At 68.4% G+C, this 12,877-nt stretch carries 12 protein-coding genes, 1 tRNA gene and 2 pseudogenes; 9 read left to right on the top strand and 6 right to left on the bottom strand.

The window, feature by feature from the left end:
• Positions 1-111: 111 nt before the first annotated feature.
• The 3 genes and pseudogenes from AB0M27_RS43985 to AB0M27_RS43995 form a co-directional block, all read right to left on the bottom strand.
• Positions 112-1,089, bottom strand: a pseudogene (locus AB0M27_RS43985) (RNA-guided endonuclease TnpB family protein); the annotation flags it as partial.
• Positions 1,090-1,106: 17 nt separating this feature from the next.
• A tRNA-Met gene (locus AB0M27_RS43990) sits at positions 1,107-1,180 on the bottom strand.
• Between the two features lie 190 nt (positions 1,181-1,370).
• Positions 1,371-1,991, bottom strand: a complete 621-nt coding sequence (locus tag AB0M27_RS43995) for a helix-turn-helix domain-containing protein (RefSeq protein WP_365731257.1) — start codon at positions 1,989-1,991, stop codon at positions 1,371-1,373.
• Between the two features lie 143 nt (positions 1,992-2,134).
• Between AB0M27_RS43995 and AB0M27_RS44000 the strand changes: the two genes are divergently transcribed.
• Positions 2,135-3,121, top strand: coding sequence for an alpha/beta hydrolase (locus tag AB0M27_RS44000; RefSeq protein WP_365731259.1), 987 nt, complete (start codon positions 2,135-2,137; stop codon positions 3,119-3,121).
• Here AB0M27_RS44000 and AB0M27_RS44005 read toward each other — a convergent pair.
• Positions 3,078-3,419, bottom strand: coding sequence for a hypothetical protein (locus AB0M27_RS44005; protein ID WP_365731261.1), 342 nt, complete (start codon positions 3,417-3,419; stop codon positions 3,078-3,080). The two genes, AB0M27_RS44000 and AB0M27_RS44005, sit on opposite strands and share 44 nt — an antisense overlap.
• A 187-nt stretch (positions 3,420-3,606) precedes the next feature.
• Between AB0M27_RS44005 and AB0M27_RS44010 the strand changes: the two genes are divergently transcribed.
• From AB0M27_RS44010 to AB0M27_RS44035, 6 genes are all read left to right on the top strand, one after another.
• Positions 3,607-4,908 carry a hypothetical protein gene (locus AB0M27_RS44010; RefSeq protein ID WP_365731263.1) on the top strand — a complete coding sequence of 434 codons (1,302 nt, stop codon included), beginning with the start codon at positions 3,607-3,609 and terminating at the stop codon, positions 4,906-4,908.
• Between the two features lie 365 nt (positions 4,909-5,273).
• The gene (locus AB0M27_RS44015) at positions 5,274-5,564 is read left to right on the top strand and encodes a transposase family protein (protein ID WP_365731265.1); all 291 of its coding nucleotides are present in this window, start codon (positions 5,274-5,276) and stop codon (positions 5,562-5,564) included.
• Between the two features lie 61 nt (positions 5,565-5,625).
• On the top strand, positions 5,626-6,060 hold the full coding sequence (locus AB0M27_RS44020; protein ID WP_365731267.1) for an SRPBCC domain-containing protein: 435 nt from the start codon (positions 5,626-5,628) through the stop codon (positions 6,058-6,060).
• Positions 6,047-6,397: a metalloregulator ArsR/SmtB family transcription factor gene (locus tag AB0M27_RS44025; protein WP_365731269.1), complete on the top strand. Its 351-nt coding sequence runs from the start codon at positions 6,047-6,049 to the stop codon at positions 6,395-6,397. The genes AB0M27_RS44020 and AB0M27_RS44025 overlap by 14 nt, the downstream gene beginning before the upstream one ends.
• A 26-nt stretch (positions 6,398-6,423) precedes the next feature.
• Entirely contained in the window at positions 6,424-7,092 is a 669-nt protein-coding gene (locus AB0M27_RS44030; protein ID WP_365731272.1) for a DUF2182 domain-containing protein, read from the top strand.
• 54 nt (positions 7,093-7,146) lie between these two features.
• On the top strand, positions 7,147-7,914 hold the full coding sequence (locus AB0M27_RS44035) for a DUF899 domain-containing protein (protein ID WP_365731275.1): 768 nt from the start codon (positions 7,147-7,149) through the stop codon (positions 7,912-7,914).
• A 322-nt stretch (positions 7,915-8,236) separates the two neighbouring features.
• On the opposite strand, the gene AB0M27_RS44040 is transcribed toward AB0M27_RS44035, so the two are convergent.
• Complete coding sequence (locus tag AB0M27_RS44040) at positions 8,237-9,811, bottom strand: serine/threonine-protein kinase (RefSeq protein WP_365731278.1); 1,575 nt, start codon at positions 9,809-9,811, stop codon at positions 8,237-8,239.
• Between the two features lie 377 nt (positions 9,812-10,188).
• Between AB0M27_RS44040 and AB0M27_RS44045 the strand changes: the two genes are divergently transcribed.
• A complete protein-coding gene (locus tag AB0M27_RS44045) occupies positions 10,189-10,665 on the top strand; it encodes a hypothetical protein (RefSeq protein ID WP_365731280.1) in 477 nt (158 codons plus the stop codon).
• On the opposite strand, the pseudogene AB0M27_RS44050 reads toward AB0M27_RS44045, so the two are convergent.
• Positions 10,591-10,948 (bottom strand): annotated as a pseudogene (locus AB0M27_RS44050) (heavy metal translocating P-type ATPase); the annotation flags it as partial. The gene AB0M27_RS44045 and the pseudogene AB0M27_RS44050 sit on opposite strands and share 75 nt — an antisense overlap.
• Before the next feature lie 354 nt (positions 10,949-11,302).
• Between AB0M27_RS44050 and AB0M27_RS44055 the strand changes: the two are divergent.
• Positions 11,303-12,658: an IS110 family transposase gene (locus AB0M27_RS44055; protein WP_365731282.1), complete on the top strand. Its 1,356-nt coding sequence runs from the start codon at positions 11,303-11,305 to the stop codon at positions 12,656-12,658.
• Positions 12,659-12,877 lie beyond the last annotated feature (219 nt).

Genomic DNA, 12,877 nt, shown 5'->3' on the forward strand with positions numbered 1-12,877 from the left:
CTGAACATCACCGCCAACGAACTCGATCCTCCGCCCACCATCCCGCTTCGGCACCAAGCACGAGGGCAGATTTGAGAGATCAGCAACGGGGTCCTCCAGGGAGGGGGATTCTCACGGCTCGCGCCGTGATGCTTTCTGCTTCGTCGCCGACTGCCCGCCCGGACTCCGTTGAGGTCTTACATCAGCTCCACAGACTGTCACCGCCAGCCCGGCGGCCAGAAGGTTCTTCGCCGCGTTCACGTCCCGGTCGTGGGTCGTTCCGCAGTCGCATGTCCAGGTACGGACGTGCAGCGGCATCTTCTCGGCAAAGATGCCGCAGGTGGAGCACAGCTTGGAGGAGGGGAAGAAGCGGTCGACCGCGACCGCTTCCCGCCCGTACCACAGGGCCTTGTACTCCAGCAGGGTCCGGAACTGCGACCATGCCGCGTCGCTGATCACGCGGGCCAGCCTCCGGTTCCTGACCATGTTGCGCACGGTCAGGTCCTCAATCACGATCATTTGGTTCTAACGAACGAGACGAGTGGTCAACTTGTGCAGCCCGTCACGGCGCCGGTCGGCGATCCGGGCATAGACCTTGGCGACCCGTTGCCGGGCCTTGCGGCGGTTGGCGCCGTCGCCCTTGGCCTTCTTCGCCAAGCGACGCTGGGCCAGCGCGATCAGGGCCCGGTCGGCACGTTCATGCCTCGGGTTGGCTACCTTCTCCCCGGTGGACAGGGTCAGCAAGTGGTCGCGTCCGACATCAACCCCGACTGCCGTGCCGGTGGCGGGGAGCGGCTTGACAGCGGGGTCGTCGCACAGCAGGGAGACAAACCAGCGTCCGCCCGCGTCCTGGGAGACGGTCACCAAGGACGGCTTCGCGCCCACCGGAAGCGGCCGGGACCAGACAATCGCCAGGGGCTCACGCATCTTGGCGAGCGTCAGAGCACCGTCGCGGAAACGGAAACCGCTGGTGGTGTACTCAGCGGACTTCCGCGACTTCTTCCGCGACTTGAAACGCGGGTAATTCGCCCACTTGCCGAAGAAGTTGGTGAACGCCGTCTGCAAGTGGCGCAGGCACTGCTGGAGCGGAACCGAGGAGACCTCGTTGAGGGGCCTTCACGTCTGAGTAGCGGGGACAGGATTTGAACCTGCGACCTCTGGGTTATGAGCCCAGCGAGCTACCGAGCTGCTCCACCCCGCGTCGGCACGGTGCACTGTACGGCACCGATCCGGATCGGCCCAATCGACTTTCGCCTGCACTCGGACTGAAGCGCGCGAGATCCAGGAGTCTAGGCAGCCCTTGGCCGCGAACCTGCGCGCAGCTCGTGATTCTGCTGTCTTGTCGGTGCGAGTTCCGGATCTTACGGCTGTGCCCCGCGACCCGCCCGGCCTCAATTCGGCTGGCGGGCGCCGGGGCCAGTGGTTGGCAGAGTGCGCGGCCGCAGGCGCTCGCCTTGGGGCCCGAACATGATCAGGTATTCGACTGGCCCGCCGGGTCCGGCGTTCGCCACCCCGTGCGGGGTGCGGGTGTCGAACTCGGCGACATCCCCGGCGGACAGGACGAGGTCCTGGTCCCCGAGCGCGAGCCACAGCCGCCCGTACAGGACGCACAGCCACTCGTAGCCCTCGTGGGAGACCTGCCGCAGTCGCGCCGGCGGCTCCTCGACGGCGGGCAGGACGTGCTTGTGGACGTGCAGTCCGCCGACGTAGCGGGTCAGCGGTAGCACTGCCTTGTCGTCGCCGAAGCTCAGCGGCGCCGAGGTGCGGCGTTCGGCCGCAGGAGCGGGTGCGGTGCCGGCCAGCTCGTCCAGGGAGACGCCGTACTCCTTCGCCAGCTGCAACACCACCTCCAGGGTGGGCTTGCGCCGGCCGGTCTCGATCCGCGACAGCGTGCTCGGCGAGATGCCGGTCGCACAGCTGACGCCGGTGAGCGTGGCGCCGCGGTGCTCGCGCGCGGCCCGCAGCCGGGGGCCCATCGCCGCCAGCGTCTCGGCCACATCGTCGCCTGCCACCGCCCCTGCACCTCCCGAACGTGGCGCTCCATCACCCTGTCCTGCAAGTTTGCCAGAATGGCAAGGCTAATCGTGTCGGGCGGTCACCGCGCCGCATGATCGATGGGTACCCGCGTCCGCCCGCGAACCGAGGAGAAGCCCACATGCAGTCCGAGCCGTCCGCCGAACTCCGCCACCGCACCGTTGAGGCCCCGGCCGGTCGCCTGCACCTGGTCGAGCAGGGCGCCGGCCCGCTGGTCCTGCTCGTGCACGGCTTCCCCGAGTCCTGGTACTCCTGGCGCCGCCAGCTCCCGGCCCTCGCCGCGGCCGGCTACCGGGCGGTGGCGCTCGACGTGCGCGGCTACGGCCGCTCCTCCAAGCCCGCCGCGACCGACGCCTACCGGATGCTCGACCTGGTGGAGGACAACGTCGCCGTCGTTCGCGCCCTTGGCGAGGAGAGCGCGGTGGTCGTCGGCCATGACTGGGGTTCCAACATCGCCTCCGCCTCCGCCCTGCTCCACCCTGAGGTCTTCCGCGCCGTCGCCATGCTGAGCGTCCCGTACGCGCCGCCCGGCGGTCCCCGCCCCACCGAAGTCTTCGGCCAGATCGGCGGCCCCGAGCAGGAGTTCTACGTCTCGTACTTCCAGGAGCCCGGCCGCGCCGAGGCGGAGGTCGAGCCCGACGTCCGGGGCTGGCTCGCGGGCTTCTATGCGGCCCTGTCTGCCGACACCATGCCCGCCCAGGGCGAGCCCGACCCGCACTTCGTCCCCCACGGCGGCCGGCTGCGCGACCGCTTCCCCGCCGGCACTCTCCCGGCCTGGCTGAGCGCGGACGACCTCGACGTATACGCCGGGGAGTTCGAGCGCACCGGGATCACCGGCGCCCTCAACCGGTACCGCAACATGGACCGCGACTGGGAGGACCTCGCCCCGCACCGTGGCGCCTCGATCAAGCAGCCGTCCCTGTTCGTCGGCGGCGCCCTGGACGCCTCCACCACCTGGATGTCCGACGCCATCGACGCCTACCCCACCACCCTCCCCGCCCTGTCCGCCTCCCACCTCCTGGACGGCTGCGGCCACTGGATCCAGCAGGAGTGCCCCGACGAGGTCAACCGCCTGCTGACCGACTGGCTCGCCACCCTCCAGGGCTGAACCAGGCGGGCTTCCTGGGCAGCTTGGCGGTTCGTTCGGGGCGGGCGGCGGTGACGTAGCGCATGGCGGCCTGCTCGGTGATGCCGAACAGACGCATCAGCCTGAGTGGGTCGGCGCTTTCGGCTGCTTCGTTGAGGATGCGGTCTTGTTTCAGGCCGCTCAGCGTCAGCCCGCGGGGAAGGGCTCCGCTCAGGGTGCCGATGCTGGCGGCCGGGTGGTCGAGGTCGGCCGCAGTCTTCTGGCTGACCAGCAGGTGAGGGTTGGACGAGTCCGCCCACGCCCGCTGGCGCGCGATCACCGCCAGCCAACCTGGTTCCGCTAGTCCGCGCGGGCGCCAGGTTTGAAAATGGCATCCTAGTCGAGCGGGCTGAGCCTCAGGCCGCCTGACATTGACGTACCCCCTGGCGGACCTCACCAGGATGCCTCCCGCATGGGGCTGCTGGAGGCGCCGATCCGGTCGGCTGCGCAAGCTAGGGTTCGCGACCATGGACGCAGCCGACCTCGACCACCGCCATCGCGCATACGACGGCTGGATTCCACCCACCGTTGCCGCGCTACTTCACGAGCACGGCCACCACGGCATCCTGCGCGAGGCAGCCGCCCACGGTGACTGGTTCTGCGCCCGCCGACTCGCTGAGGCCGCTTCCGCGCATGGCCCGGACGGGCAGGCGATAGCCCTGGCATTGCTGCGGCCGTTCGCAGCCACCGGCTGGTGGCCGGCTGTCAGCACCGTCGCTGGGCTGCTCGCCGACTGGGAGCGCGTCGACGAGGCCATCGTGTTGCTGCGTCCGCTCGCCGAAACGGGCCACCGGTACGCACTACGCGACCTGGCGCGCCTCCTCGCCCGACAGGGCCACCTCGACCAGATCGTCGCCCTGCTCGGCCCGCGTGCCGCAGACCTCCTGCTTGCCGAGGAGCTGGTGGAGCTCGCCGCAGGCCACGGCCGCGACGCCGAGATCGACACACTGCTCCCCAGCGTCGGGGTCGGCCCGACGGACCCGTTCGAGCCCTGGGGCTCGGACGCTTCGGACACTGTCCCCCTGCACGCCACGTTTCTGGAACGCCAAGGACGGATCGACGAGGCGATCGTGCTGCTGGGCAGGCACGTGTGTGTCGGCGGCATCGTCTACGCCGGCCACGCCGAGCAGCTTGCCCGTCTCCTGGCCCGTCACGGACGTGAGGCCGAGCTGCGCGCCTTCCCGGCCGAAGGCGGCGAGGAGTACGCCCTGACCGCCCTCATTGACCTGCTGGAGAAACAGGACCGGGTCCCGGAGGCGGTTGCCCTACTGCGGGAGTCCGCCGGGACCGGAAATCCCCATGCGGCCTTCCACCTCGCTGAGCTCCTCGCCCGTCACGGCTGCCACGACGAGGCGGTCGAGGTGCTGCGCCCGGTCGCGGAGACGGCTGGCGGCGACTCAGACTGGATCATCCATCTGCTCTGCCGCATCCTGGTCGATACAGGGCGGGCCGACGACGCCCTTGCCTATGTCGACGACTACTTCGCCCGCCACGGCGGGAACCGCCAGGAACAGGCACTCATGCGGGCCAAGGTCATGAAGCAGTGCGGCCGTGCCGTGGATGCCGAAGCGGAGCTGGCCGCGTTCACCAGATCTGACGAGGAGCTTCTCCGCTCCGGAACGGTGCACGGCGCCATCGCACTCGCCGAACGTCTCGTCCAGCGCGGTGAGCCGCAGAAAGCCGTCGCCCACCTCCGCGTCCGACTCGACGGGGCGAAGGTGCTGCGAGGGGAGCACCTGCGACAGCCAACCTCCCGCCCTGAACCATGAACGAATGGGAGGCCAGCCTGTTCATCGAATGTCGTGTGACAAATCCTGAGCTCGTGGCCCTCACCCGCGCTCGCTCGGCGAGGGCCACCCATCCGAGCTGATCCACAGTTCTTGACAATTACTCTTCCCGCAGGAACCAGTGCTCACGGAATCGCAGACCTTACAGCGCATGTAGGTTCCGTAACGGGGGCTCTTCGCCCGGATGTGTGGGTCAGTGCGCGTCCTGACATGAACAATGCCGCACCCTGCGTAGTGATGAACGTAGAGGTTCGGGCAGCCGGGGTCGAGCGGACGGTGGTCGAAGGGATTTACGTTCACCCGGTCGAACCGTGAAGGTTGTCTGTGTGCGGCCGGACCGGCGGTGGATGCGGCGGCCGCGGTGCGGGGTGTGCCGGCAGCGCGTGCCGCTGTACGACCGGGGCCACCGCAGGCGCTGGCGGTCGCTGGAGGACGGGCTGTTGAAGGTCTACCTGGAGGCGGACCTGCCCCGGGTGGCCTGCCGGGTGCGCGCGGTGGTGATGGCCGCGGTTCCGTGGGCGCGGCACGGCGCCGGACACACGGTCCCCTTCGACGAGAGACCGCGGTCACGAAACCCTGAAAGCTACCGGCGGGTTACTTGTTCCCTGCTGTTAGGACTCCGGAGCCGACCCCGTTGACGCAACCTATTGGTTGCCATAACATCGCAACCAGGTGGTTGCTATACCTATGGAGGTAGTCATGGCATTCCCTGATCGCATCGAGCGGACCATCGAGATCGCGCACACGCCGGCCAAGGTGTGGGCGGCGCTCACCACGGCCGAGGGACTGAGCGCCTGGTTCGGCCAGCAGGCGGGGATCGATCTGCGCCCGGGCGGCTCGGCCTGGATGAAATGGGACGGCGGCCACACCGCCGACATGCGGGTGGAACGGGTGGAGGAGCCGACGGTGTTCGGCTACACCTGGAAGGTCCCGGGGCTGCCCGAGGATGATCCGCGCCGCACCTATGTGGAGTTCACGCTCGAACCGGTCGCCTCCGGCACCCGGCTGACGGTGGTCGAGACCGGCTTCGCCCAGCTCCCGGACGACGTCCGCGGCAAGGAGTACGACGACCACACCAAGGGCTGGACGCACGAACTGGGCGAACTGGTCGACCACCTCGATGCCGCAGCCTGACACCGAGGCGATCGCCGAACAGGTCTTCGCCGCCCTGGCCGACCCGAGCCGGCGCGCCATCCTGGCCGCGCTGGCTTCGGGAGGGCCGGCCACGGCCACGGACCTGGCCGCGCGGCTGCCGATCACCCGGCAGGCGATCGCCAAACACCTAGCCCTGCTGGCCGAGGCCGGCCTGGTAACGGCCGAACCGGGCGAGCGGCGCCGGGTGCGGTACCGGCTGTGCTCCGCGTCGATGCAGGTGGCGCAACAGTTCCTGGCCGCGCTGGCGCGCGACTGGGACGGCCCGCTCGGCGCGCTGCAGGACCACCTCGACGACCAGGCGCGCGGATCCACATGACCGGGACCGGCGCGGAAGGAGATCCGATGGTGCACGCCGAGTCCCAGCGGCCGGCCGAGCCGGCGATCGCGGCAGGGGTGGCACTCGGGCTCGCCGCGGCCTGCTGGGCGGTCTCGCTCTGGCTGATGCGCGGCATGGACATGGGGCTCGCGACCAGGCCCGGGTCGTCGGGGCCCTTCGCCGCGACGTGGACGACGATGATGGCGGCGATGATGCTGCCGGGCGCTGCCCCGGCCCTCGCCAGGCATGTCCGCCAAAACGGCGGGTTGCGTGGTGTGCTGCCGTTCACCGGGTCCTACCTGGCCGTCTGGGTACTCGCAGGCGTGGTGGCGTACGCGCTGGACCGGCCACACGGGTCGGCGGCCGCCGGCGTGGTGGTGATCGCGGCGGGTGCCTATGAACTCACGCCGGTCAAGCGGCACTTCCGGCAACGCTGCCACGAGGACGCCGGTTGCGGACTCAGGTTCGGGTTGTACTGCGTCGGCTCCGGCATCGGGCTGATGGCGATGCTGGTGGCACTGGACGTGATGAGCCCGCTGTGGATGTCGGTGGTCGCCGTCCTCATGTGCGCACAGAAGCTGCTGCCCGCGAAGAGCGCGATCGACGTTCCGGCGGCCTTGGCGATCATCGGGCTCGGACTGCTGATCGTCGTCGCACCCTTCCTGGTCCCGGGGCTCGCACCACCACCGATGTGACGGCAGGAAAGCAAGACAAGTAAATCGAAAAGAAACAAGATAAGGAGACAGACGATGACGACTCATAAGACGGGGACACGCGAGGAGTGGCTGGCCGCGCGACTGGAACTGCTCAAGGCGGAGAAGGAGCTGACCCGCCACGGCGACGAGGTGTCCCGGCGACGACAGGAGCTGCCCTGGGTCCGGGTCGACAAGGACTACCGCTTCGAGACCGACAAGGGCACGGTGTCACTCGCCGACCTGTTCCAGGGACGCTCGCAGCTGCTCGTCTACCACTTCATGTTCGGGCCCGACTACACCGCCGGATGCCCGTCCTGCTCGGCGATCGCCGACGGCTTCAACGGCTCCGTGGTCCACCTCGCCCACCACGACGTCACGTTCTGCGCGGTGTCACGGGCCCCGCTCGCCAAGCTCCACGCGTACCGGCAGCGGATGGGCTGGACCTTCCCGTGGGCGTCCTCCTACGGCAGCGACTTCAACTTCGACTTCGGGGTGGCACACACCGAGCAGGAGTGGGAAGCGGGAGCCGTCGCGTACAACTTCGGTGAGGAGGACCTGCGGCCGGCAACGGCCGACGAGAAGAGTTCCCGCGACGCCTTCACCCAGTCGATCGTAGACACGGACTGGGAGACCTACCGGCGAGAAGGACCCGGCGTGAGCGCGTTCGCGCTGCAGGACGGCACCGTCTACCACACCTACTCGGCGTATGCGCGCGGGCTGGACGCCCTGTGGGGCATGTACCAGTGGCTCGACCGCGCACCCCTCGGCCGCAACGAGACCGGCCACTGGTGGCGCCGCCACGACGAGTACGACAACCAGTGAGTGAGGCCACTGACTTCGGCTCGTCAAGGTGACGCTGGACCGTTGAGGGTCAGGCCGGTGCCCGCTGTGAAGCCGACGAGGGTGCCGGGGCCGGCATGGGAGGCGTTTGAGTCGGTTGGGGACGAGTGTTTCCAGGCGGTCGAGGGCGACGGCGGCGAGGTTGGCGAGGCTGCGTTTGACGTGTGCCCACAGATGCGCGCACCGCCGAAAGATCATCCGACCAGGACCCCTGTTCGACCCAGCGTTGCTCAGCAGGCAACGACGGGCGTCCGGACGGCCTACGTGCGGGGGTTGCGCCCTGATTGGGCGGTGGCTGTGCGGATCAGTTTCCTGCGGGCGACTCCCAGACGGTCAGGTCCAGGGCGATGGTGTCGCCGTTGAAGTCGATGACGGTGGCGAAGGCGGGTCTGCCCTGGGCTGAGGTCATGCACAGGCGCATCCCGCGCCGGTTCACCGTCACGGAGCCTTCCGGACGGGTGGTCACCAGATCGGAGCACTCCTTGCCGGTGGGGTTGGTCTTGGACGTCCATTGCGCCACGTTGCCCTGCATGGTGTCCGTGCTTCCGGTCCAGGAGACGTCGTAGGGCCCGACGTCCGCTACCGACGGCGGCACGTCGTCGAGGTGGGTCCCGTAATAGATGACGTCGAGCCTGCCGTGCCAGCGGATGGTGTCCGGGACTCCAGAGGAGGCGGAGGGTGACGGCTTCGATGCCGGACCGGCGGACGCGGGCGAGGACGCTGACGTGGCAGCGGAGGTGGAGGGCGTAGCTGGCGTCGATGAACCGCGGGTCGGTGGTGTGTCCCGGGCTTGCGGCGGCGTATCGGCCAGTGTGGCGCCGATGCCGGCGCCTGCGGCCACCAGCGCCGCCGCCGCTGCGAGCGCGGCCCAGATGATCCGGCGCCTTGCGCGCTTGGGGCCCGGGAGGAAGGTGGGCGGCAGGTCCGGCACCGGCGCCTGCGCGTGGCGGGTCACGTCGGCCGTCACGGTGGGAGGCAGCCAGCCTTCACCGATGTGCAGTCGGTGATCGGCGCAGGCTTGCCGGCACAGCTCGATGATCTGGGCCGGGGAGGGACGGTCCTCGGGGTCCTTGGCCAGGCACGCTTCCAGGACGGGGTGCAGCCTCGCGTCGGCGTCCTCCCAGTGGGGCTCCTCGGAGGTGATGCGGTGGAAGACGGCCGCGTCGCCGCCGAACGGCAGTTCGCCGGTGGCGGCGAAATAGGCCAGGGCGCCCAGGGCGAAGACATCCGTGGCCGGGCCGAGACCTCGGCCGCGGACCTGTTCGGGTGCCATGAACGCCGGAGTGCCCATCCTGACGCCCGTCGCGGTCAGGGCCAGAGAGGAACTCTCCACCGCGCGGGAGATACCGAAGTCGATCACCCGCGGACCGTCCGCGGCCACGATCACGTTTCCCGGCTTCAGGTCCCGATGCACGATGCCGGCGGTATGGATGGACTGCAGAGCCTCCGCTATTCCGGCCACCAGCACAAGCACCGTGTCGGCTGGGAGAGGTCCCCCACGTGCCACCACCGTCCCTAGGGAGGGAGCTGGTATGTAGGCGGTCGCCAACCACGGACGCGGCGCGGCGTGATCGCTGTCTATCACCGGAGCCGTGTACAGGCCCTGGACCTGGGCGGCAATCTGCACCTCCTTGGCGAACCGGCTGCGAAAGCCCGGGTCCGCGGCCAACTCGGCCCGCGCCACCTTCAGTGCGACCGGCCGTCCGCCCGGGGTGTAGGACAGGTAGACGGACCCCATCCCGCCCTCACCGATCCGCGCGCGCAACAGGTAGCCGCCCACCTCGCGCGGATCGTCGGATGCCAGCGGCGTAAAGGCGCCCTCCGTTGCTCCTTGGGTTTCGAACCCTATGCGGACCGTCGCATCCCCCTCGAACGCCATCGGCCGTACTCCTTCGCATCGATCGCCCCACAGCCGCGGCCAGTAGATCGATGACGTGACATACACGCAACCCCTCTGCCACCACGAGGAGTTGGGATGTCTGCACCCGAAAGGCCTAGCACTTCGTCACGTCATCGCCGCGGCACTTAGAACTCCTAACGGAATGCGTTCGCCCTGACCGCCCTATAGCGGAAGACGCGCTCCTCAATACGCTCTTCGGTCTCCCTGTTCCGGGGCAGGAGCTTGCCGGGGGCTGTGCAGGCGGCACCTCAGCCCCCATCATGGCAACTGCTCAATGTGGGATGCCTCTTGAGCATCCGTTGCGCAACAGGCAAACGGGGGGCGACATGACGGCAGTGCCGGCGAGGACCAGGACCATGGCCTGGATCGGGTTGACGGTGATCGGGCTGTTTCTGCTGATGGCGCCGATCATGGACATACTCTCCGACCGTTCCCACGGCCTGCCGACTGACCATGCGCCGGTCTTCACGAAGCTGGCCGGCGCCTCGTTCAACACCGTGAAGGGCTCCGCACCAGGAGCGGCGCACTACATCACCACACTGGAATACGGCTATGCGCTGCACGAACTCACTTTCGCGCTGCTTTTCTTGGTCATTGTTCTCGTTCCCTTCCGTCGAGGGGAACGGTGGGCGTGGTTCGCCTGCTGGTTCGTTTTGATCGCGGCGATCGGCTACACCGCCACCATCGCCGACCACGACAGCACGCTGCTCGCACGGAGCCTGATCGCCGACATCGCGGTACCCGTCCTGTTGTTGCTGTCAGCCCGTGCCTTTCTCGGCGCCACCACTGAAGGCAAGCGGCAGGGCGCGGCGCCAGGCGGCCTCGGCCGGTAGGCGCAGGCCGTAGAGGCCCACGATGACGGTAAATCCCGTGTCCGGCGACACCCAGCGGTGCGGCAGGGTTCCTACGAGGTCCCAGATGACCAGGCCTGTGATGAACAGCGAGGCGATGATCAGGCTCTGCACCACCAGGCGCCGGGCCTGCCGGGACAGGGCTGACGACGGTGGGGATGGTGGTGAGTTCGTCGCGCACGATCACGGCATCGGCGGTCTCCAGCGCAAGGTCGGATCCGGCGCGGCCCACGGCGATACCGGTGTGGGCGGCGGCCATGGCAGGGCCGGCGGAACCCGTCGTTGCGAGCCAACAGCCCGCGCTTTCGCTGACAATTGGCCATCGTTCCACGGCGATTGGCCGTAGGGGCTCGCAACGGTGCCGCACAGTTAGGACTCCTAACAGAGTCATCCAACTCCCCTTCGGGGACGCCTCGCAGGCGCGAAAATGGGGCCGGGTGGCCGCCCGCCGATGCCGCTCCCTCTTTGGGACCTCGAACCCGGGACAGAGTCTGGCACCGGGCCGGCCGGAGGGGCCGCACACTGTCGCCTTCGAGCACGCCGTTCAGATTCTCGTTGCCCCTGACGGCCCTGCGGGCGGCTGCTTCCTGGCGGGTCCGAGCATCGGAAGGGGATGAGGATGGATGACTCCGAGGTAGTGGCCGAGCAGGCGGCGGAGCTTGTGGAGCGAGTCGCCGCGATCGATGTGGCCAAGGCGTCCGGGATGCTCTGCGTACGACTACCGCACGAACGGATCGAGGGACGCCGCACCCAACGGGTATGGAACGTCGGCGCCACGACGAGCGCCATCCTGGAGCTGGGAGATCACCTGATGTGCCAGGGCGTCACCCGGGTGGTCATGGAAGCGACTGGCAGTTACTGGAAACCCTGGTTCTACCTCCTCGAGGCCCGTGGTCTGGAATGCTGGCTGGTCAACGCCCGCAATGTGAAGAACGTCCCGGGACGACCCAAGACCGACAAGATCGACGCCGTGTGGCTGTGCAAGCTCGCGGAACGAGGCATGCTCCGTCCGTCTTTCGTCCCGCCCAAGCCGATCAGGGAACTGCGTGACCTTACCCGGCTGCGCGCAGTCTTCATCGGCGAACGCAGCCGCAACAAGCAGCGCGTCGAGAAGGTGCTGGAGGACGCACAGATCAAACTCTCCTCGGTGGCGAGTGACATCTTCGGCCTCTCGGGCAGGGCCATGCTGGAGGCACTGATCGGTGGCGAGCGAAGCCCCCAAGCCCTGGCCGCTCTCGCCCGTGGCCGGCTGATCTCCAAACACAACGCCCTCGTTGAGGCGTTAACCGGCCAGTTCGACGCACACCACGCTTACATGTGCCGCGTGCTGATGGAGACCATCGACCGCCTCACCGCCCAGGTCGACGAACTCTCCGAGCGCATCACTGCCCAACTCGCATGCATCGCTCCACCACGGCCGGGCGGGGACGGCAGCACTCTGCCCGACGAGACCGACCCATCCGGGGAGAGCGGGCTGCTGCCGCTGGTCGAGCGCCTGGACGAGATTCCCGGAGTCGGCCGGACTGCCGCCGAGGTGATCCTGGCCGAACTCGGCCCGGACATGCGGATCTTCCCGACGGCGAACTATCTGGCCTCATGGGCCAAGCTGACTCCCCGCACTATCCAGTCCGGCGGGAAGAACACCTCCGGGCCCACCGGGCACGGCAATCCGTGGCTGAAGGGAATGATCGGCGAAGCCGCCATGGCCGCAGCACGCACCGATACCTTCCTCGGTGCCCGCTACCGCAGGCTCGTCAAGCGTCGAGGTCACAAGAAGGCCATCGTCGCTGTGGCCCGGTCGATGCTCGTTATCATCTGGCACCTCATCGACGATCCGACTGCCCGATTCGAAGACCTCGGCCCCGGCCATCACCAACGCTCGGTTAATCCCGTCCGCAGGACTCGAGACCTCGTACGGCAACTCGAAGCCCTCGGCCACACAGTCACGCTCGCCCCCGTCGAACCAGCCACCTGACTCCCACCGAACCGGACCGTTCAGCCAATGCCGATCGGACACTCCACCCTGCCCGGATGAACTGGGATTTTCCGTTCAGTGGGAGGTTCCTCAGTCGTCGCCAGCAGATGATGCTGCAGGCCAGGCTAAGCCTTGTTCCACCGACGTGGCCTGAAATGGATCTTCTGATGGGTTTTTGAGCGGGTTCCGGGTCGGTGTCTGTGCCTGGGCAGGTGGTAT

The sequence above is a fragment of the Streptomyces sp. NPDC052107 genome, assembly GCF_040680215.1.
Taxonomy (GTDB): Bacteria; Actinomycetota; Actinomycetes; order Streptomycetales; family Streptomycetaceae; genus Streptomyces.